The sequence below is a fragment of the Glacieibacterium arshaanense genome, assembly GCF_004681125.1.
GTDB classification, from domain to species: Bacteria; Pseudomonadota; Alphaproteobacteria; order Sphingomonadales; family Sphingomonadaceae; genus Polymorphobacter_A; species Polymorphobacter_A arshaanense.
Genome location: NZ_SIHO01000001.1, coordinates 737,882 through 757,914 on the forward strand (window position 1 = coordinate 737,882; position 20,033 = coordinate 757,914).

17 protein-coding genes are annotated in these 20,033 nt (G+C 64.8%); 4 read left to right on the forward strand and 13 right to left on the reverse strand.

All coding sequences use genetic code 11. The features are described from left to right. Positions 1-10: 10 nt before the first annotated feature. Positions 11-2,311, reverse strand: a complete 2,301-nt coding sequence (locus tag EUV02_RS03375) for a hypothetical protein (protein ID WP_135244793.1) — start codon at positions 2,309-2,311, stop codon at positions 11-13. A gap of 392 nt (positions 2,312-2,703) precedes the next feature. Here EUV02_RS03375 and EUV02_RS03380 point away from each other — a divergent pair, with 392 nt between their 5' ends. Continuing rightward, the gene (locus EUV02_RS03380; RefSeq protein WP_135244794.1) at positions 2,704-4,254 is read left to right on the forward strand and encodes an acyl-CoA synthetase; all 1,551 of its coding nucleotides are present in this window, start codon (positions 2,704-2,706) and stop codon (positions 4,252-4,254) included. 84 nt (positions 4,255-4,338) lie between these two features. Here the strand turns inward: EUV02_RS03380 and EUV02_RS03385 are convergent, their stop codons facing one another. The 3 genes from EUV02_RS03385 to EUV02_RS03395 form a co-directional block, all read right to left on the reverse strand. After that, positions 4,339-4,659 carry a 2Fe-2S iron-sulfur cluster-binding protein gene (locus EUV02_RS03385; RefSeq protein ID WP_135244795.1) on the reverse strand — a complete coding sequence of 107 codons (321 nt, stop codon included), beginning with the start codon at positions 4,657-4,659 and terminating at the stop codon, positions 4,339-4,341. A 56-nt stretch (positions 4,660-4,715) separates the two neighbouring features. Beyond that, positions 4,716-5,981 carry a cytochrome P450 gene (locus EUV02_RS03390; RefSeq protein ID WP_135244796.1) on the reverse strand — a complete coding sequence of 422 codons (1,266 nt, stop codon included), beginning with the start codon at positions 5,979-5,981 and terminating at the stop codon, positions 4,716-4,718. Positions 5,982-6,112: 131 nt separating this feature from the next. After that, positions 6,113-6,844: a gamma-glutamyl-gamma-aminobutyrate hydrolase family protein gene (locus EUV02_RS03395; protein ID WP_135244797.1), complete on the reverse strand. Its 732-nt coding sequence runs from the start codon at positions 6,842-6,844 to the stop codon at positions 6,113-6,115. Positions 6,845-6,971: 127 nt separating this feature from the next. Between EUV02_RS03395 and EUV02_RS03400 the strand changes: the two genes are divergently transcribed. After that, positions 6,972-7,634, forward strand: coding sequence for a hypothetical protein (locus EUV02_RS03400; protein ID WP_135244798.1), 663 nt, complete (start codon positions 6,972-6,974; stop codon positions 7,632-7,634). Between the two features lie 302 nt (positions 7,635-7,936). On the opposite strand, the gene EUV02_RS03405 is transcribed toward EUV02_RS03400, so the two are convergent. The 7 genes from EUV02_RS03405 to EUV02_RS03435 all read right to left on the reverse strand — a co-directional run bounded on the left by EUV02_RS03405 (position 7,937) and on the right by EUV02_RS03435 (position 16,037). Continuing rightward, a complete protein-coding gene (locus EUV02_RS03405; protein ID WP_135244799.1) occupies positions 7,937-9,058 on the reverse strand; it encodes an ABC transporter ATP-binding protein in 1,122 nt (373 codons plus the stop codon). Further along, the gene (locus tag EUV02_RS03410; RefSeq protein ID WP_135244800.1) at positions 9,055-9,984 is read right to left on the reverse strand and encodes an ABC transporter permease; all 930 of its coding nucleotides are present in this window, start codon (positions 9,982-9,984) and stop codon (positions 9,055-9,057) included. Before EUV02_RS03410 ends, EUV02_RS03405 begins: the two co-directional genes overlap by 4 nt. After that, positions 9,981-10,868 carry an ABC transporter permease gene (locus EUV02_RS03415; protein ID WP_207790098.1) on the reverse strand — a complete coding sequence of 296 codons (888 nt, stop codon included), beginning with the start codon at positions 10,866-10,868 and terminating at the stop codon, positions 9,981-9,983. Before EUV02_RS03415 ends, EUV02_RS03410 begins: the two co-directional genes overlap by 4 nt. Positions 10,869-10,881: 13 nt before the next feature. Then, complete coding sequence (locus tag EUV02_RS03420; RefSeq protein ID WP_243445745.1) at positions 10,882-11,928, reverse strand: ABC transporter substrate-binding protein; 1,047 nt, start codon at positions 11,926-11,928, stop codon at positions 10,882-10,884. Positions 11,929-12,000: 72 nt separating this feature from the next. Beyond that, positions 12,001-13,377, reverse strand: coding sequence for a glutamine synthetase family protein (locus EUV02_RS03425; RefSeq protein ID WP_135244802.1), 1,377 nt, complete (start codon positions 13,375-13,377; stop codon positions 12,001-12,003). Continuing rightward, entirely contained in the window at positions 13,374-14,633 is a 1,260-nt protein-coding gene (locus EUV02_RS03430) for an NAD(P)/FAD-dependent oxidoreductase (RefSeq protein WP_135244803.1), read from the reverse strand. Before EUV02_RS03430 ends, EUV02_RS03425 begins: the two co-directional genes overlap by 4 nt. Next, the gene (locus tag EUV02_RS03435; RefSeq protein ID WP_243445746.1) at positions 14,634-16,037 is read right to left on the reverse strand and encodes a glutamine synthetase family protein; all 1,404 of its coding nucleotides are present in this window, start codon (positions 16,035-16,037) and stop codon (positions 14,634-14,636) included. 151 nt (positions 16,038-16,188) lie between these two features. Between EUV02_RS03435 and EUV02_RS03440 the strand changes: the two genes are divergently transcribed. Beyond that, a complete protein-coding gene (locus EUV02_RS03440; RefSeq protein WP_135244805.1) occupies positions 16,189-17,706 on the forward strand; it encodes a Do family serine endopeptidase in 1,518 nt (505 codons plus the stop codon). 1 nt (position 17,707) lies between these two features. On the opposite strand, the gene EUV02_RS03445 is transcribed toward EUV02_RS03440, so the two are convergent. Both EUV02_RS03445 and EUV02_RS15855 read right to left on the reverse strand, forming a co-directional pair. Beyond that, complete coding sequence (locus EUV02_RS03445; protein ID WP_135244806.1) at positions 17,708-19,015, reverse strand: spinster family MFS transporter; 1,308 nt, start codon at positions 19,013-19,015, stop codon at positions 17,708-17,710. 200 nt (positions 19,016-19,215) lie between these two features. Further along, positions 19,216-19,443: a hypothetical protein gene (locus tag EUV02_RS15855; RefSeq protein WP_243445796.1), complete on the reverse strand. Its 228-nt coding sequence runs from the start codon at positions 19,441-19,443 to the stop codon at positions 19,216-19,218. Positions 19,444-19,473: 30 nt separating this feature from the next. Between EUV02_RS15855 and EUV02_RS03455 the strand changes: the two genes are divergently transcribed. Next, positions 19,474-19,962 (forward strand): sigma-70 family RNA polymerase sigma factor, encoded by a 489-nt coding sequence (locus EUV02_RS03455; protein WP_279379488.1) that lies wholly within the window; start codon positions 19,474-19,476, stop codon positions 19,960-19,962. Positions 19,963-20,033: the final 71 nt, after the last annotated feature.

The window sequence follows — 20,033 nt, forward strand, 5'->3', positions numbered from 1 at the left end:
GGAGCCGACTTCAGCTCGTCAGTTGCAGCGCGAACGATGCGGTTTCGTGATAGTCATACGCATCGATGAACGCGCCGCCGTTGTGGTGCTTGGCATCGACATGCAGGTGCACCGAGAAGCTGCAGCGTGTGTGCGCGCTGTGCAGTGGCGGGAAGGCACCGAGCAGATACTCGAAGTTGAGCTGGTTCGATGGTTCGACGACCAACTCGCCCTGATCGGCGGTGCCAGACTCGATCAGCCCGCTGGGACCGTTGAGGCCACGCTGCCACGTCAGGTTGTAGCTTGCCATGAACGAGTTCGTGTCGCCCGGGCCGCCGCCGGTGGTGACGCCGCCCACGTGATAGGCGCGGAAGCCGACCGAGAACTTTGTGCCGACGGGACCCGACATGAACTGGCATTCGTCGGCGTTCGCCACGCTGTCCTTGCGCAGATCGACAATGTCGCCGACGACCGGCGTATTGTTGATCCAGAACACATGCGCGCAATCGGCGAAAGGCACGTTCGCAGTGTCGTCGGGGGCTTCCCAGACGCGGAACTGGAACGGCTTGGCAGTACCCGGATCGCTGGCGGGTGCGCCGCCGGGTTTGATGCGGACGCCGTTCGGGCCGAAAAGTTCGATGGTCAGCATGTAGCGGCCATCGGCGAATTTCGTTGTGTCCCAGACCTGATGGTACTGGCCCGACAGCCACATCATGCTCGACCAATAAGGCACCGCGAACAGCCCGATTTCGCCGCCGACGTCGGCAGGCAGCGCGGCGAGGCTGGTCGAGGTGGTGACGATGTCGCCCGGCACGACGATGTAACGCGACCATGATACCGGGCTGTCGAGCGTCGTCGGGCTGCCGACCGGGTTGCCGGTATCGTCCACTGGGACCACCTTGAACCGGTAGTAGGCGACGGTGCCTTCGAGCTGCGGTGAGACCCACAGTCGCAGCCCGAGTGTCGTCGCCCAGGGTGCATCGGTTTGGCCGGCGAAGTCATACAGGCCCGAGTCGGTCGCCAGTGGCCCGACGCGCGACAGGCCGTTCTGCACCGGGAAGTTGTAGTGGTGCGTACTGGCGCCGGTGACATGTTCCAGCATGACGAACGCCGTGCCGTCGCCGGGGTCGGGCTGTTCGGGGCCATCGGCGCACGGACGTGCCTGCGGATTGGTGGTGACGAGGTCGGCGGTTTCGCCTTGCGCGAAATAGTCGTGGCCCGATACGCCGTCATAGACGGTGATCCAGAACGGGCCAAACTGCTGTTTGACGCGGTAGGCGTAAGTGGTGAAGCAGTTGCGCTGCGCCGAAACAAACTGCAGCGGGCGCGAATAGCAGAAGTCGAAACGCCCGCCGGGGCCGATGGCGACTTCGCCGACCTTGCGGGTCGTACAGTTGCAGATGTAGCCCGTCAGATAGGGGCGGGCGCGGACATAGGCTTCTGCCGCGTCGGGCGTCAGCTTGAGCAGCGCCTGATAGTCATCGAAAATGCGTTCGGAGACGAAGGTTTCGCCGGCTGCCGCCTTGATGCCACCGCCGTCAATCGACCGGGCCGCCAGTGGCCGGCGCGTCGCGGCCGCGTTGCGCAGCGCGTCGATACGGCCGCGCCCAATTGCGGCGCCTGCATCGGCAACACGTGGCCGTAACCGCTCCCACGGACGCGGGTCGGGGTCAGGCCCCGGGGGGAAGGGCCAGTCGATTTCGATCGGGATGCGGTCGAGAATGTCGCGCAACCGGTCGATCAAGTCGTCATAGACGAAACGCGTGCAGCAGCAGTGACGCTCGAACACTTCCACTACGCCGTCGCATAGCGGCACGCAGCGCCGCAGCACCGCGATATTGTCGAACGCGCTGTTGCCCAGCGCCTTGTTCGCCGCCAAAACCGCCGAGGCCGACAGCGCGGGATTGCGCATCGATAGCGTCCGCGCCGCGCCGAGTTTGGGCTGGAAGGCGGCCTGTGCAGCGAAGCGGTGGTACCACCACGGCCGGCACTTGCGGACGCGGCCGCTGACGCACAGATATTCGCTGATCAGCAGCGACCAGCGGTCCTGCGGCAGCAGGATGCCGCGCTTGGACCAGTCATCGATGACCTGGTCACCGCGGTACCGCAGCAGGCTTTCGGGATCGATGACTTTGGGATCGGGGACATCGGGGCCAATGGCCAGCTGCAGCCCCTTCAACTGGCCGGGATCGATTCCCAATCGGCCATTGTCGACGACGGCGAGCTTTTTCATGCCGCCGCGCGCATCGAGCGCATAGAGCGCGGTTGGCGGGGCCTTCTCGTTGCTTCCGAGACCGACAAAACGAATTTCAATGCCTGGACGTGTTGCCATTTCTGCTCACTCCCGTGCTCAAGGTTGAACTGCAACCCGGCGCGTTCGCGGCAACACGGAGACGATTTCCGCGTTCGGTCGAACACGCAAAGTCACTCGCTCACTGGCATAGTCTCGCGACCTTTACGGTCCGATGGCAAAGTCCAACACGGGCTTAGCGCGAAGCACGCCAGCGTTATCCGACCCCTGCGTCCGACATTGGGGATCTCTGTCCCGGTCAAAACGCATTGTTAACCATACCGAATTTTGCCGAGTCGCGCGAGTCGAAATGCGACATCCGCCGATGCATGTGTCCGGCGCGGCGGCGGTGCTTGCCCCGGTCCGGGATTTCGGCGAAAACCGGGGCAACCGCGAACGGCGCGCAACAGCTCCGGCGGAGGAGGGGAAACGCCATGAACAACAATGCCGGTGCGCCGGCCGCGACCAGCGCCGTCATCGACTGGATCGCGCAGGGTGCAGCGCATTTTCCCGACAAGCTGGCGACGGTCGACCTGCACAGCGGCCGGCGTCACAGCTACGCCGTCATGCACGACCGCGTCGGGCGCATTGCCGGGCATCTGGCGGCGCTGGGCTGCATCCGCGGCGACCGCGTGGCGATGCTGTCGCTCAACAGCAGCGATATGCTCGACGTGCAGTTTGCGTGCTGGCGCATCGGGCTGATTTACACGCCGCTCAACTTCCGACTGACCGCCAACGAGCTGGCGTTCATGGTCAACGACAGCGACGCCAAGGTGTTTTTCTATGACACCAGCCTGGCGCAGGTGCAGGCGACACTTCAGCCGATGACCAAGGTGGACCACTGGATTGCGCTCGATGCAACGGGCGGTGCCAGCGCGTTCGAGGCCGCGATTGCCGCCGCGACACCGGTTACCGAACAGGTCCGCCAAGCCGGTGAGGACCTGTGCATGATCATGTACTCGTCGGGCACTACCGGCACGCCCAAGGGCGTCACCTTCAGCCACCAGCAATGCCACTTCGCGTTTGCCGGCATGGTCGCGTCGGCGGCAGCCTCGTACGACATGGTCAGCGTTGCGGTGATGCCATTGTTCCACATTGGCGGGCTGGCGATTTTCACGCTGCCGGCGCTGTTTTTCGGCGGCACCGCGATCATCGTCCGGGCGTTCGAGCCCGGCGCGATGCTCGGGCTGTTCAGCGATGCGGCGCTCGGCATCACACACTTTCTCGGCGTGCCGGCGATCTTCAACGCGATGGGCGCGCACCCCGATTTCGCCACCGCGGACTTCTCGCGGATGCTGGCGATGTTCGTCGGCGCCGAAAGCGTTCCCGAGCCGCTGCTGCGTAAGTGGTTCGACCGCGGGATTTCGTTGCGCGAAGGCTTCGGCATGACCGAAACCTGCGCGGTGACGCTGATGTGCGACGCGCGCGACGTGCCCGGCAAGATCGGCTCGGCCGGGCGGCCGGTGCGCTGGTGCAACGTCAAGATCGCGCGCCCCGACGGCAGCACGGCCGATGTAGGCGAAAAGGGCGAGATCTGGATCCAGGGCATGAACATCACGCCGGGCTACTGGAACCGCGCCGACGCCAACGACAGCAGCTTCGTCGACGGCTGGTTCCGCTCGGGCGACGCCGGCCGCATGGACGCCGACGGCTATTTCTATATCGAGGACCGTCTGAAGGACATGTACATTTCAGGCGGCGAGAACGTCTATCCGGCTGAAATCGAAAGCATCCTTTACGGCCACCCGGCCGTCCGCGAAGTCGCCATCATCGGCCTGCCCGACGAGAAATGGGGCGAAACCGGTTGCGCAGTCGTGGCGCTCAAGCCCGGCGCGACTCTGAATTTGGCCGAGCTGATTCAATTCTGCGGTGACAAGCTCGCGCGCTTCAAATTGCCGACGCGGCTCGAGCTCGTCGATGCGCTGCCGCGCAATGCGACGGGCAAGGTGCTGAAGTTCGAGTTGCGGGCGAAGTATAAGGGGTAGGGCCTCCGGCGGGCAGGGGTGACCCCTGCACCCAATATATGGGTGCAGGGCCCGAGGCCCTGCCCGCCGGAGGCCCTTGAATCCTTAGTGCTGCGATTCCGGCATGCGCACCACGAGCCCGTCGAGTTCGGCGGTCATGTGGATCTGGCAGGCCAAGCGGCTGTTCGGCTCGACGCCTTCGGCGAATTCGAGCATGTCGTGTTCCATCTGCGTGCGCTCGCCGGTCAGCGGCGCCCACTTGGGGTCGATATAGACGTGGCAGGTGGCGCAAGCGCAGTTGCCGCCGCAATCGCCGTCGATGCCGGGGACGCTGTTCTGGATCGCGGCTTCCATGACCGAAACGCCGTTGTCGACATCGACTCCGTGCTCGGTACCATTGGCTTCAATAAACGTGACGTGTGACATTCGGTCCCCCGAAAAGGCGGTTGAGGCGGGATTGGCGGTGGGTGCTGCGGTGGGCGTCAGCCCGGGATGCGCACCATCATCTTTTCATAGCCCTTGACGAACGACGAAGAGACGCGAACCGGCGGTTCGAGCACTTCGATCATCGGCCAGCGCTTGAGGATTTCTTCCCAGACGATCTTGAGCTGCATTTCGGCGAGGCGGTTGCCGACGCAGCGGTGGATGCCGAAGCCGAACGACAGGTGCTGGCGCGGGCGGGCACGATCGATGATGAAGGCGTTGGGGTTTTCGATTTCGCTCTCGTCGCGGTTGCCCGAAACGTACCACATCACGACCTTGTCGCCCTTGCGGATGTGCTGGCCGCCGAGGATGGTGTCCTGCAACGCAGTGCGGCGCATGTGCGCCAGCGGCGTCTGGTAGCGGATGATTTCGGGCACCATCGTTTCGACCAGCTTGTGGTTCTGGCGCAGCTTTTCATACTGGTCGGGGTTTTCGTTGAGGAACAACAGGCCGCCCGAAATCGAGTTGCGCGTCGTGTCATTGCCGCCGACGATCAGCAGGATGAGGTTGCCGAGATATTCCATCGGCGCCATGTCGCGCGTCGCCGGATCGTGCGCCATCATCGAAATGAGGTCGCCGGCGGGCGGCGCATTGACGCGCTCGTTCCACAAATTGGTGAAATACTGCAGGCATTCGAGCAGGATGACCTGACGCTCCTGGCGGTTTGGGTTGCCGGGCAGATCGGGGTCCGACGTCGCGATGTCCGACCAATAGGTCAGCTTGCGCCGTTCTTCCCACGGGAAGTCGAACAGCGTCGCGAGCATCTGCGTCGTCAGTTCGATCGAGACGCGGTCGACCCAGTCGAACGGTTCATTGATCGGCAGGTTGTCGAAAATCTTCTGCGCGCGTTCGCGGATCAGCACTTCGAGCACGGCGAGGTTCGCCGGCGCGACGATCGGCGACACCGCCTTGCGCTGCACGTCATGCTTGGGCGGGTCCATCGCGATGAACATCGGCAGGATGAAATCATCGTCCATGTCGGCGACGGTGATGCCGCCGAGGTGCGCGTCGGACGAGAAAATGGCGTGATTGGTATCGACCGCCATGATGTCCTTGTAGCGGGTGACCGACCAGTACGGGCCGAACTTGCTCTCGGCGCAATAATGGATCGGCGCGTCGCGACGCAGGCGTTCGAAGAATGGCCAGAAGGTGTTGTTGACGAAGCGGGCGCCGTCCGAGACGTCGATCTTGTCGAGCGGCATCGAGAACGCTTCTTCGCGGGCTGCCGCCATCAAATCATCGGATTGCTTGAACGCCGTCGCCATCTTTGGATCTCCCCAAGAGAAATACATGCGCTCCCCGCCTCCCCGGCAGGTTGAGCGCGACTCACGACAGGATAATGCCGCAATCGCTGCAGCAGCGCAAACGATTTTTGCGTAGTTCTAGTCTGTACTTTTTAGCTGCGCGCCAGCCGCCCCATTTCGCCGAACAGCGCCTGGGCGTCGGGGCTGGCTTCGGTGCGCCATTCGGGGTGCCATTGCACCGCGAGCACCGGCGCCTTGCCGACCTGCGCCGAAAACGCCTCGATGATGCCGTCGGGCGCGGTGGCTTCGATCTTGAGCCCCGTGCCGAGCTTGTCGACGCCCTGATAGTGCACCGAATTGACCGTCAGTCCTGGCCGTCCGTACAGCCCCGCCAGCCGCCCGCCGGGTGTCAGGTTGACGGCATGGGTGTGTGCGAACATGCCGGGCAAATCAGCGCCATCGGGGGCGTGGTGCGGCAGCGCGCCGTCGCCAAGGTCGCGGCGCAGCGTGCCGCCGAACGCGACGTTGAGCTCTTGGAACCCCCGGCAAATGCCGAACACCGGTCGGCCGAGCTTGAGCATCGCATCGACCAGCGCCAGCGCCATGCTGTCGCGCGCCGGGTCGAACGGGCCGGCGGCGTCGGAGACTTCCTCGCCGTAGAGTTTGGTATCGACGTTCGACGGGCTGCCGGTGAGCAGCAGCGCATCGAGCCGCGGCGCGACTTCGGCGGCCTGCATCAGATCGGGCAGCGACGGCACGATGAGGGCGGCGGCATCGGCATAGCGCATCGCCTCGGCGACATAGCGCGTCATCACCGATTGTGCGGCCTCGCCGCCGGTGGTGCGGTTGCAGGCAATGATGCCGAAAACAGGACGTGTGCTCATGCACCCAGACCTACACGCAAGGCCGGCGCGCGGGAAGGGGGGCGGTGCGGCAAGCAAGCGCATTTGCGGTCGCGGCGGCACTGCGATAGGCTGGCAGCGGACTGCAACCACAACAGGGGAATTCGACATGAAGATTTTGCTTCGCGCTGCCGCTTTGGCGATGGCGCCGGTACTGCTGACCGCAACCGCCGCCAGCGCCCAGATGATGGGCGCGGCACCACAGGCGGCACCGCCGGTCGGCGTGCGCGGCACCGTCACCAGCGTCGCTGGTACCGTTGATACGGGCATGAAAATCGGCGTCACAGGCAAGAACGGCAAGCCGATGGTGCTGTTGCTCGCGCCCAAGTCGAGCTTCGTGTCGTCGACCGTTATCGGCATCGACGCGATCAAGCCAAACAGCTTCATCGGCACCGCGGCCGAGCCCGGGCCGAACGGCACGCTGGTCGCGACCGAAGTCCATGTCTTCCCCGAAAGCATGCGCGGCGTCGGCGAAGGCCACCGCCCCTGGGACACTAGCGCGACCAGCTCGATGACCAACGGCAATGTCGATGACGTCACCGAAGGCGGCCTGTCGAAGAAGAACGGCCGGACGCTGACGGTCAACTACAAGGGCGGCAAGCAAACGGTCTATGTGCCGGTGACGGTGCCGATCGTGGCGTTCGCGCCCGCGGATGCGACGCTGTTGGTGAAGGGCGCGAAGGTGTTTACGTTTGCGCAGAAGCAGCCCGACGGGTCTTTGGTGAGCAACCGGTTGGTGGTTGGTGTTGGGGGCAGCACGCCGCCGATGTGAGGCCAAGCCGGCTGCGCCGAAGCTGAAAATTGCTCTTCGCGATTTTCGGCTTCGGCGCAGACTCGGCGCAGCGCCCGGCCGGCGGGGCGGCGGCGACCGCCGACGAACCCGTCCGACGCGCGGGCTTTGCCCGCGCGGCTTACTTGCTCGTTTTCTGTGTTCTGCGACCGGCCTTCATACTGGAGCCGACGCTCACCCCTCACCCCGGCGCGCTGGCGCGCGAGTCGCCCTCTCCCTCAAGGGGAGAGGGTCAAGCAGCGCGGGCTTTGCCCGCGCACGGGCGCTAAGTCGTGGAAGCCCAACTAACCGGCAAGCACGGCAGGCGCACAAGCATGCCAACTCAACCAAACCGGCTGCTCCTCGACAAAATCCTCCTGATCCCACCGCGTCAGATTCGGCCGGATCACCAGCATCTGGCGGCCGTTGGTCAGGATCACCTTGAACACCGACTCGCTGCCCAGATAGGCGATATGGTCGATCACGCCGGCGACAACATTATACCCCTCGGGGCAATCCTCCAGCTTGGGTGGCACCACCCCGTCGCGCCGGAACAGGCTGATCTTTTCGGGCCGCAGTGCCAGGTATAAGGTCGCGCCTTCGTTCCCCAGCACCGCATGGTCGATATAGACGTCGCCGAGTTCCTTGGTGGCGATGATTGCCTCGGTCGGGTTGTCGGTCTTGAGCGTGCCTTCGACCATGTTCACCGTGCCGATGAAGTCTGCCACGAAGCGACTGTTGGGGAATTCGTACAGGTCCGACGGCGTCGCCAGCTGGATCAGCCGGCCGCGCTCCATCACCGCGCAGCGTGTGGCGAGCGCCAGCGCTTCGTCCTGGTCGTGCGTCACCATGACGAAGGTGATGCCGACCTTGTGCTGCAGGCTGGCGAGCTCAAAGCGCATCGCCTCGCGCAGCTTGGCATCGAGCGCCGACAGCGGTTCATCGAGCAGCAGCACGCGCGGCCGCTTGGCTAGCGCGCGCGCCAAGGCGACACGCTGGCGCTGGCCACCCGACATCTGGTCGGGCATGCGGCCGCCAAAGCCTTCGAGCTGGACGAGGGCGAGTGCCTCCTCGACGCGGCGGTCGCGCTCGGCCTTGGCGACGCCGTCGATCTTGAGGCCGTAAGCGACATTGTCGGCAACCGACATGTGCGGGAACACCGCGTAGGACTGGAACACCATGTTGACCGGCCGGCGGTTGGGTGGGACGCCGTCGGTGTCCTTGCCGTCGATGCGGATGGTGCCTTCGGTCGGCGTTTCGAAGCCCGCCAGCATGCGCAGCAATGTCGTCTTGCCGCAGCCCGAGGGCCCAAGCAGCGCGAAGAATTCGCCTTCGTTGATGGTCAGCGACACGTCATCGACCGCGGCATGGTCGCCGAAGCGCTTGGTGACGCCTTCGATCGAGATAATCGGCGGTTTCGAACTCATGCGCCGGCGACCTCCTTGGGGTTCTGGAAACGCAGCGCCACCACCGTCAGCAGCACCGTCAGCACGATAAGCAACGTCGACGCGGCGTTGACTTCGGGGGTCACCGAGAAGCGCACCATCGAATAGACCTTGACCGGGAAGGTGATGGTGTCGGGGCCGGCGGTGAAGAAGGTGATGACGAAATCATCGAGGCTGAGCGTGAACGCCAGCAGCGCGCCGGCGATCAGCGACGGCTTGAGGTGCGGGATGAGCACGTCGCGGAATGCCTGTGCGTCGGTGGCGCCGAGGTCGCGTGCGGCCTCTTCCTGCGAACGATCGAAGCTGGCCAGCCGGGCGCGGACGACCACCGCCACGAACGGAAAGCTGAACGAGATATGCGCGATGACGATCGGCCCGAGGTTGAACGGCCAGACCAGGTCCTGCGGCCACGGCATGATGCGCGCGAAGAACACCAGCATCGCCACGCCCATGCAGATCTCGGGAATGACGATCGGCATCGCCATCGCGCCTTCGAACGCCGTCTTGCCGCGGAAGTCGAAGCGCCACAGCGCCACCGCCGCGAGCGCGCCGAGGATGACGCTGGCGATGGTCGATAGTGCGGCAATCGACAGCGAGTTGCCGAACGCTTCAAGCAACGAGCTGTCGGTGAGCGCCTTGACGTACCAGTCGGTGGTGAAGCCGCGCCAGACGATGTTGCGCTTGCTGTCGTTGAAGCTGAACGCCATCAGCGTGATCAGCGGCAGGTAGAGAAACAGCCCGACGATGACGAGCCACAGCTGCAGCGGCCAGCGGCGGAGATAGTCGAGCGGGCCGGGGGTGTTGCGGCGCGGGCGCGCGGTTGCCACGGCGGCGCTGACTTCGGCGGGGCCGAACTGCGCGTCGGCAATCTCTGCGGCCAAAACGCCGTCGTCGCCAGGCGCGCTCATCGTGCCCCCCGCCGGCGCTGGATCAGCGCCTGCACCGCGACCATGACGAAGGTCAGATAGAGCAGCAGGAACGACAGAGCGGCGCCGAACGGCCAGTCATTGGCGCGCTTGAACTGGCGCTCGATGACGTTGGCGATCATCTGGCTGTCGGGACCGCCGAGCAGGTCGGGCGTCAGATAGGCGCCGAGTGCGGGGATGAAGGTAATCAGCACGCCCGACAGGATGCCGGGCAGCGCCAAAGGCACCACCACCTGCATCATCGTGCGGAAATGCCCGGCGCCAAGGTCGAGGCTGGCTTCGATCAGCGAACGGTCGAGGCGGTCGAGCGCGGCGTAGAGCGGCAGCACCATGAACGGCAAATGCACATAGACCAGCCCGAACAGCACCGCGGGGTTGTTGTGGAGCATTTCGAGCGGCACGAACGGCGGCACATTGAGCACCAGCCCGACCTGTTTCCAGATCCAGCCGAGCGTCAGGTTGATATAGCCCTCGTCGCGCAGCACCGCGATCAGCGCGTAGGTGCGGATGAGCAGGTTCGTCCAGAACGGCAGCATGACCGCCAGCAGCAGCCACGCCTTGACCTTGTCGGGGGCGAAGGTGATGGCGAGCGCCACCGGAAATCCGGCGACGAGGCAGATGACCGTGCAGGCGGCCGCCATGACGATCGATTTGAAGAAGATGCCGAGGTAAAGCGGCTGGATGGCCTGCGCGTAATTGGCGAACGTTCCCGAAATCTCGATCTCGGTCAGCCCGACGTTGCGGCCGAAGCTGTACGCCCAGACCACCGCCAGTGGCACCAGGAAGAACAGCGTCAGCCAGAACAGCGGCGGCCCCAGCGTGGCCAGCAGCGTTTTTCGTTCCTGCCGCCAGTTTTCGCCGCTCACGCCCGCGCTCCGGTCAGGCGGCGCGGATCTTGGTCATCGCGGTCTCGAAGGCGCTTTGCTGCGCGGCACCTTCGAACTTGCCGAACTCCGACCTGTCGAAACCTATGCCGCTCGGGAAGATGACCGGGTTGTTGCGGTAGCTTTCGGGCATCAGTGCGCGTGCGGCGGCGTTAGGGGTGGGGTAGGAGATGGTTTCGGCAATCTCTGCACCAGCCTTGGCATCGAGCAGATAGTTGATGAACGCGTGCGCATTGTTCGGGCGCGGCGCACCCTTGGGGATGCACAGCGTGTCCGAATTGAGCAGGCTGCCTTCCTTGGGCACGATAAAATCGATGTCGGGGTCCTCGGTCATGATCTGCGCGATGTCGCCGTTATACTCGAGCACGAGGTCGACATCGCCGGCGAGCAGCATGTCCTGGCCATTGTCTTCGTGGAACGCCTTGATGTTGGGCTTCTGCTTGATGAACATCGCGGTGACCTGATCGATCGTCGCCTGATCGATGCCGTTGACCGAATGGCCGAGGTAGCGCGCGCCAAGGCGAATCAGGTCGGCCGATTCGCTGAGCAGGGCGATTCGGCCCTTGTACTGGTCCGAATCGAACAGGTATTTCCAGCTGTCGGGAACGCCTTGCACCTTCGATTTGCGGTAGCCGATACCGAGCACCAGCCAGGTGTAGGGCATCGACCACTTGCGGCCCGGATCGTACGGCGGATCGAGGAAGGCCTTCTCGACATTCTTGAAATTGGGGATTTTGGCATGGTCGAGCGGCATCAGCATGTCGGCCTCCGACATGCGCTGAACGAACTCGTTTGACGGAACAATGACGTCAAATCCGGGGTTCCCGGCCTTGAGCTTGGCGAAAAGTTCGTCGTTTGTGGCAAAAAGGCTCATGTTGACGTCGATTCCGGTCTTGGCCCGGAAGTCCGAAAGCGTCGTTTTGCCGATGTAAGTGTCCCAGGTGTAGAAGTTGAGCTTGGCCTCTTCGCCGTCCGCGACCGCGGTTTTTTCCTTCGAGCAGCCTTCGAGGCCGAATGTCAGACCGACTGCCGCGATACCCATGCCGGCCAAAATCGACCGACGCGAATGTTCTGACCTCAAGCTCATAAACCCCTCCGTCAAGCGCGTTGAAACTCAAGCAGAGCGCAAAACCCAATCATAGTCCAGAGGCGTCACCACGCCGTTGAAACGTTCCTGTTCGACGCGCTTCACGGTCGCGAACATGTCGAGCACGCGGCGGCCGAAATAGCCCTCGAGCAGCTCCGACCGCGCCAGTCGTTCGACGGCATAGCCCCAGTCGGTCGGCAACCGTTCGCCGGTTTCGCCGTAGCCGTCACCGACGACCGGCGGACCGGGGTCGGTCTTGTTGGTCAGCCCGTGGTGCATCGACGCCAGTACGGCGGCGACCGCCAGATAAGGGTTGGCATCGGCACCGCAGATGCGGTGTTCGATGTGGCGGCTGCTCGGCGGCCCGGCGGGCACGCGCAATGGTACAGTGCGATTGTTGGTGCCCCAGCCGGCGCGGACTGGGGCGTAGCTGTTGCGGCGGAAGCGCCGGTAGCTGTTGGCGTTTGGCGCGAAGAACGCCATCGAATCCGCCGCGAAGACGCACGCGCCACCAATGGCGTGGCGCAGGGTTTCGGAGCCTTCGAGCGCCTCGGAGGTGAAGATGTTGTGGCCGGTCTTGTCATTCATGCTGACATGGATGTGCAGCCCGCTGCCCGACTGGTCGGCGAACGGTTTGGCCATGAAGGTCGCGGTGCGGCCCATGCTCGCTGCCACGCCCTTGGCGGCGCGCTTGAAGCGAATCGCGTCATCACACGCCGCCAGTGCGTCGGGCTTGTGCGCCAGCGTCACTTCGAGCTGGCCGGGTGCATATTCGGCAATCGCCGCGCCCGAGGGGATGCACATGGCGTCGCAGGCCTCCCACAGCGCGCGCAGATACTTGCTTTCGATGTCATCGGCGTCGAGTCCGTAAACCTGCGCCTGCGTCGGGCGGCGGCCGTCGGAGCCCTTGGCGAGCTGGATGCCGCCTTCGGGGGTGCGCTCGGCGTCGAGCAGGTAGAATTCGAGTTCGCAGGCGAGCACCGGCGTCAGGCCGTCGGCGGCGTAGCGGTCGAGCACCGTCTTGAGGATTTGGCGCGGGTCGAGCTGGCACGGCGTGCCGTCGAGTTCGTGCATCGCCAGCATGACCTGCGCTGCATCGTCGCCAAGCCACGGCGCCAGCGTCAGCGTGCCCGGCACCGGCCAGGCGAGGCGGTCGGCATCGCCGTCTTCCCAGACCAGGCCCGATTCCTCGACATCGAGCCCGGTGGTGTCGACGACCAGCACCGAGCCCGGCAGGAAGCGGCCATCGGCGAAGGCGCCCTTCATCTCGTGGCGTCGCAGCCGCTTGCCGCGCGGCACACCGCACAGGTTGGTGTAGAAGATGTCGAAATATTCGACATGCGGGAACGCCGCGAGGAAAGCCTCGAGTTCGGCGGGGTCGGCGGCGGTGCTGGGTCTGGTCATAATCTATCGCGTAGCGCGTACCATAGCATCCCTGCAACATGTAGCGGTGTGCGCAGCAGCGCACCGCCCGGAAAAGCCGGGGTGGGGAGCGCTGCCAAACGGTCGAAAGTCGCGCCGTTTCCGGCCAGCGCTTCGGCGATCAGCGTCCCCATCAGGCAGCCCAGCATGACGCCCTGGCCCGAATAGCCATGCGCGTGGATGACATCGCCGCGCCGGCCGACTTCGGCGAAGCGGCTCAGCGTGATGGTGACGTCGCCGCTCCAGCCATAGTCGATGCGCGCGTCCTTCAGTTGCGGGAAAACGCGCAGCATGTGCGGGCGCACGAACGCGGGTACGTTCGCGGGGGCACCGGGGAGGTATTTTTCGCCACCGGCAAACAGCAGTCGCCCGTCGGCCGAGCGGCGGAAGTAATCGAGCACGAAGCGCGTGTCGGCGACCGCCGCGTCGCTGGGTAGTAGCTTTGCCGCCATATCGCCGAGTGGCTCGGTGGCGATGATGCTGTTGCCGACGGCCATGACCTTGCGCGCCAGATCGGGCGCCAGCGCGCCGATGCCGCCGTCGCAGGCGAGGATGACGGTGCGGGCGCGCAACTGGCCGCGTGACGTGGTGACGGTGGCGCCGCTGATGGCCGTTGCGGCGGTATCTTCGTGCAGCACCGCGCCGGCGCGCTCGGCCGCCGTTGCCAGTCCGAGCGCGAGTTTGAGCGGGTGGACATGACCGGCACCGGGGTCGAACAGGCCGCCGTGATAGGCAGCGCTGGCGATGTGCGCGGGCAGGTCGGGCTTTTCGACGATGACCGGCGTGCCGGTGCCGCCAAGGCGTTGGTATGCCGTGATTTCGGCGCGCAGATGCGCCATGTCGGCCGGGTGCGCTGCCGCCTGCACATGGCCGCGTCGCGCGTCGCAGTCGATGTTTTCGCGCGCGATCAGGTCCCAGAAATGGTCGCGGGCGCGGTCGCCGATGGCGTTGAGCGCGCGCGCCGGTGCTTCGCCGAATTGGTCGATGAGTTCCGCCGCGCCCTTGCGCAGCCCCGGAATCGCCTGACCGCCGTTGCGCCCCGAAGCGCCCCAGCCGATTTTCGCGGCCTCGATCAGCCGGACGTCATGCCCGGCACGCGCCAGCGCCAGCGCCGACGACAGCCCGGTATAGCCACCGCCGATGACCGCCACGTCGCAATCGACGCTGCCGTCGAGCGCCGGGCGCGGCGGCGCGGTGTGCGCGGTCGCGGCGTACCAGGAAGGCGGGTAGGCGGTCACTCAGACCTTGAGCAGCAGATGCTCGCGTTCCCAGGCGGTGACCACGTCCTGATAGGCCTCAAGCTCGGCGAACTTAATCGCGGCGAACGCGTCGAAGAACGGCTCGCCCAACAAATTGCGCACCGCACGGGCGTGGGTGAACTTGTCGAGCGCTTCGTTGAGCGTGCGGGGCAGGGTGCGCGCCATGCGGTAGGCGCTGCCGTCGATCTGCGCGCGCGGCTCGCTTTCCTCGATCATGCCGATGTAGCCGGCGACCAGCGATGCCGCCATCGACAGGTACGGGTTGGCATCGGCGCCGGGCAGGCGGTTTTCGATGCGGCGGTTTTCGGGGTCGCTGATTGGCACGCGCAGGCCGCACGACCGGTTATCGAGGCCCCATTGCACGTTGATCGGCGCATCGTGCGACGGCCGCATCCGGCGGAAGCTGTTGACATTGGGGGCAAACATCAGCGCGATCTGCGGCAGATGCTGCTGCAAACCGGCGACATGGCTACGGAACAACGGGCTGTCATGGCCATCGGCATCGGCGAACAGATTCAGACCCGTTTCGATATCGACGACCGACTGGTGGAGATGCATGGCGCTGCCCGGCTGGTCATCCATGGGCTTGGCCATGAACGTCGCATACATGCCATTTTCGAGCGCGACCTGCCGGACGATGCGCTTGAACAACACGACCTGGTCGGCGAGCAGCAGCGGGTCGCCGTGGTTGAAGTTGATTTCGAGCTGCGCCGCGCCGGCTTCGTGGATCATCGTGTCGAGGTCGAGCCCGGCTTTTTCGCTGTGCTCGTAAATCTTGTCGATGATCTCCTCGAACTCGTTGATCGCATCGAGGCCGTAGGGTTCGGACGCGGTTTCGGCACGACCGTTGCGGCCGATCGGCGGTTTGAGTGGAATGTCGGGGTCGGTGTTGATGCTGGTCAGGAAGAATTCGACTTCGGGGGCGACCAGCGCCTTCCAGCCACGCGCGGCATATAGCCCGATGACCTTCTTGAGCAGATTGCGCGGATAGATTTCGACGGGTTGATGGTCGCGGCCATAGGGGTCGGCGATGACGACGGCAGTGGGCACCTTGAAATAGGGGGCGATGCGCAACGACGTCGGGTCGGGCACCAGCGTCATGTCGGGGTCCTGAAACGGCGCCACCGCGGGGTCTTCGGGATAATCGCCGGTGACCGTCACGATCAGGATCGAGCTGGCGATTTTCAGCGCGCCGCCCTGCACCGACTTCACCATCTTGGCGGCGGGCAGTACCTTACCGCGGACGATGCCGTTCATGTCAGGCACCATGCATTCGACTTCGACAATGCCGTGGCGCGTCAGCCAGTCTTCAAGTTCGGCGGCGACTTTTGCGTAATAGAGTTTGCGGTCGGCAATGAGTTGGCGTTCGGCGGCGGTGGGCACGGGGTTAGCCTTTGTGTTGCAGCGGTTGCCTTGCAGCGCAAAGCTGCGCATCCTAGATGAACCTATCGGCGTTCCGGCTCAAGGGCAGTGATTGCCCGGCGGCAGGCGCCACAGGCGTGTTTGATGTGTAACCCTTGCGAGTAGCCAGTCCATGCCCACGCCGCGAAATGCACTTTACGACCGGCCGCTGATGGCCGGGGCCGGGGTGTTGCTGCTTGCCATGGTCGGCAGCGGCGTCGGCATAACCGCCGCGCTCAAGCTGCGCGACCGCGAAACGGTTGTCACCGCGCCGGTCGCGGCAGCAGTGCGCGCCCCCGCGCCGGCATCGGGCGAACTGGCCGATATGGTCGCCACCGTCGTCCCCGCCGTGGTCCAGGTCCAGGTGACAGGTCTGCGCCATCACACCCCCGGCGTCATTTCGCCCGACGGCAGCGATAGCCTGCGGCGCTTTTATGATGACGCGCCGCAAGGCGAGGAGGCCGATGCCGACGAAGTGCTGGGGTCGGGCTTTATCTTTGATTCCAAGGGGCTTGTCGTAACCAACGCACATGTCGTCGAAGGTGGCAGCAAGATCCGCGTACGCCTCGCGTCGGGTCGTGAAGTCGCTGCCGAACTCGTCGGGGCCGACAGCAAGACCGACCTCGCCGTATTGCGCATTGCCAGCGACACTGCCGGTCTGCCGACGGTCAAATGGGGCGATTCGGACAAGGTGCGCGTCGGCGATGCGATTTTCGCGGTCGGCTCGCCGTTCGGGTTGGGCAGCACCGTTACCAGCGGCATCGTATCGGGCCGCGGTCGTGAGATCGGCGAGGGGCCGTACGACGACTTTCTGCAAATCGACGCCGCTATCAACCAGGGCAACTCGGGCGGGCCGCTGTTCGACCGCTACGGCCATGTCATCGGCGTCAACACCGCGATCTATTCGCCCAGCGACAGCGGCGGCAACGTCGGCATCGGCTTCGCCATTCCGGCGCATATGGTGCAGCAGGTGGTGCGCCAACTGGTCACCAACGGCCATGTTGTCCGCGGCCAGATTGGCATTTCAATCCAGCCAGTTACCGAAGATATTGCAGATTCGATGGGATTGAAGGAAGCGCGTGGCGCACTCGTCGCCGGCGTCACCCCTGACAGCCCGGCAGCGCGCGGCGGTGTGCGTATCGGCGATATCATCACGCGCTTCGGCGGCGCCCCGGTGGTCAATGCCCGCGACCTGACGCGGCTGGTGGCGGAATCGACGATTGGCGAAGTCCGCCCCGTCGAGGTGCTGCGCAACGGTCAGTTGGTCAAACTGCAGGTCGCGACGATGTCGGCCGAGCGGCCGGTGCTCGCCGCGGCGCCGGTGGCACTGCCATCGGCAGCGGCAAAGGGTGGTAGCGCCGATATTCTCGGGCTGGTGGTGACGCGCACGACGCCCGAACTCAACGCCCGCGCCGAACAGCCGGCGCGCGCGACGGGGTTGATGATCACGCGGGTCGATCCGACCAGCGGCGGCTTCGACCGCGGGTTAGAGGTTGGCGATTTGATTATTGCAGCCAATCACTTGCGTGTCGATTCTCCCGAACAACTTAAAGCCGGTGTTGCGGCCGCCGGACGCGCCGGACGTCACAACATCCTGCTCGAAGTGCTGCGCGGCGATGAGCATGCTTTCGTGGCGGTGCCGCTGTCCTGAACTATTCGGGGTCGAGGTCCGCCTTGAGGCGCAGGCTGGCGCGCCAAAAGAAGAACGCCGGCAACACACCAAGCCAAGCCGCGCCGTAAAGCACCCAGCGCACGCTGTCGGGGCCGGCAATCGGTTTCAGCGCATCCGACAGCATCCCGAACAACAACGGCCCGAGCCCAAGGCCGATGAGGTTCTGCGCGAACACCATGATCGCCGTTGCCATCGCCCGTGCATGCGGTCGCACCAGCCGCTGCGCCACCGAATAGGTCGGCCCCCAGTAGAGCATGTTGGCGATGCCGGGGATGAACAGCAGCGCCAGCGCGGTGACCCAGTTGTCGGCGCAATAGCCCAGGAATAGCAACGGCGCCGCCAGAATGATCCCCACCACAGGCGCGGTCAGCAGGTGGCGCGGGTTGTGCTTGCCGAAGCGGTCGGCAAGATAGCCGCCGGCCCAGGTGCCGATGAAACCGGCGATGCCGCCGCTGAGGCCCAGCCACAGTCCAGTCTCGCCCGGTGACAGCCCGTGGTTGCGCATGAACAGGATCGCCACCCAGACGCCCTTGCCATAGGCGAGGAACGCGATCAGCCCGGCGCCGATTGCGAGTTGCACGAACGCCTTGCTCGACAGCACTTCCTTCAACGCAGCACGCGCGTTGATTTGCGGCACCGCCGGCGTTGCGGCGCGCAACGTCCGTGCGGCATGGCTGACACGCGGGTCGCGCAGCACCAGCCAGACCAACGCCGATAAGAATATCCCCGGTGCGCCCACGACAAAAAACGCCGTGCGCCAACCGAAAAGATCGTTGAGTTGGCCGCCGATAACCATCCCCAGCAGGCCGCCGATGGGAATGCCGAGCCCGTAGAATGCGATCGCCGAGGCCCGACGTTCACGCGGCACCATGTCCGAAATCAGCGAATGTGCCGCCGGCGTGCACCCCGCCTCGCCAACGCCGACACCAACGCGCGCCAGCAACAGCTGCGTGAAATTGGTCGCCAGGCCACTGACCGCGGTCATCGCCGACCAGAGCAGCAGCGAGATCGAAATCAGCCCGACGCGGTTGCTGTGTGGCTTGTCGGCATAGCGCGCGATCGGCACGCCCAGAATCGCATAGAACAGCGCAAACGCCAGCCCGGTGAGCAGCCCGAGTTGCGTATCCGACAGGTCAAGGTCGCGCTTGATCGGCTCGGCCAGGATGTTCACCACCTGCCGGTCGATGAAATTGAAGATGTAGACGATCAGCAGAATCCACAGCAGCACCCGCTCCGAATTGACGCGCTGTTCCTTTACCGGCGCGCCGTCCTGCAACTGTGTCGCCATACCGTCCCCAACTTTGTTTTTTGCAAGTTGGACGTGCCGCGCGGATTGCGCAAGCGGGGAAGGGCCTCCGGCGGGCAGGGGCTTGCCCCTGCACCCAGATATTGGGTCGGCGCATCAAGCGCAGCCTTGGCTACTGCTGCGCGGCGCTAAACTAATGGGTGCAGGGGCAAGCCTCTGCCCGCCGGAGGCACTTCAACCCGTCAATGCGGCGGCAGCGGCAACGGCTCGTGCGTCATTAAGGTGATGCTGATCCGCCGGTTGCGCGGGTCGAGCCGGTCGGTGGGGTTGAACGGGTCGGTATCGGCGACGCCTTCGATGCGGCGGAAGCGGTTGGGCGCGTGTCGACCACCATCGAGTTCGAGGATCTGGTGCAGATCGGCATGCTGGCGCTGGTCGAGGCGGCGCGGGGGTTCGAGGACCGTGGCCATGCGGCGTTCGCCACCTAAGCGACAGTCCGCGTGCGCGGCTCGATGATCGACCAGCTGCGCAAGAGCGCGACGTTGGTGCGCTCGGCGATCCGCCGGCGCCGTGAGTTCGGGCAGGTCAAATCGGTGCTCGAAGGCCTGCTCGGCCGGGCACCGACCGACGAGGAAATGGCTGAAAAGCTCGAATTGACTGTCGCGGCCTTTCGCGTCGCCAGCAACGCAACACAGGCGGTGCGCTACGAATCAATCGACGATGTCTATTCGGACCACAGCGAATGGTTCGCCGATGACGCCCCTGACGCGTTCGACAATCTGGCGCGGGCCAATTTGAAGCGCGCCATCAGCAACGCCGTAGGCGACCTGCCCGAGCGCGAGGCGCTGGTGCTTCAGCTCTACTACGTCGAGGAAATGAACCTCGAGGAGATCGGCCAGGTGCTCGATGTCGGCGCGGCGCGCATCTGCCAGATCAAGAAGTCGGCACTCGGCAAGCTGCGCGCCAAGCTGGAGGGCTGGGACGATTGATTTTGCAGGCATGAGAACGCTGGACGCCCTGCGCTTGCGCGCCTAGCATCGCGGGCAACCGAGGAAATCCC

What these genes read in the sequence shown, in the direction of transcription:
- EUV02_RS03380 (WP_135244794.1), top strand. Translation starts at nt 2,704, where the DNA reads ATGAACAACAATGCCGGTGCGCCGGCCGCGACCAGCGCCGTCATCGAC.
- EUV02_RS03385 (WP_135244795.1), bottom strand. Translation starts at nt 4,659, where the DNA reads ATGTCACACGTCACGTTTATTGAAGCCAATGGTACCGAGCACGGAGTC.
- EUV02_RS15855 (WP_243445796.1), bottom strand. Translation starts at nt 19,443, where the DNA reads ATGGCCACGGTCCTCGAACCCCCGCGCCGCCTCGACCAGCGCCAGCAT.
- EUV02_RS03440 (WP_135244805.1), top strand. Translation starts at nt 16,189, where the DNA reads ATGCCCACGCCGCGAAATGCACTTTACGACCGGCCGCTGATGGCCGGG.
- EUV02_RS03405 (WP_135244799.1), bottom strand. Translation starts at nt 9,058, where the DNA reads ATGAGTTCGAAACCGCCGATTATCTCGATCGAAGGCGTCACCAAGCGC.
- EUV02_RS03395 (WP_135244797.1), bottom strand. Translation starts at nt 6,844, where the DNA reads ATGAGCACACGTCCTGTTTTCGGCATCATTGCCTGCAACCGCACCACC.
- EUV02_RS03420 (WP_243445745.1), bottom strand. Translation starts at nt 11,928, where the DNA reads ATGGGTATCGCGGCAGTCGGTCTGACATTCGGCCTCGAAGGCTGCTCG.
- EUV02_RS03375 (WP_135244793.1), bottom strand. Translation starts at nt 2,311, where the DNA reads ATGGCAACACGTCCAGGCATTGAAATTCGTTTTGTCGGTCTCGGAAGC.
- EUV02_RS03425 (WP_135244802.1), bottom strand. Translation starts at nt 13,377, where the DNA reads ATGACCAGACCCAGCACCGCCGCCGACCCCGCCGAACTCGAGGCTTTC.
- EUV02_RS03445 (WP_135244806.1), bottom strand. Translation starts at nt 19,015, where the DNA reads ATGGCGACACAGTTGCAGGACGGCGCGCCGGTAAAGGAACAGCGCGTC.
- EUV02_RS03400 (WP_135244798.1), top strand. Translation starts at nt 6,972, where the DNA reads ATGAAGATTTTGCTTCGCGCTGCCGCTTTGGCGATGGCGCCGGTACTG.
- EUV02_RS03390 (WP_135244796.1), bottom strand. Translation starts at nt 5,981, where the DNA reads ATGGCGACGGCGTTCAAGCAATCCGATGATTTGATGGCGGCAGCCCGC.
- EUV02_RS03410 (WP_135244800.1), bottom strand. Translation starts at nt 9,984, where the DNA reads ATGAGCGCGCCTGGCGACGACGGCGTTTTGGCCGCAGAGATTGCCGAC.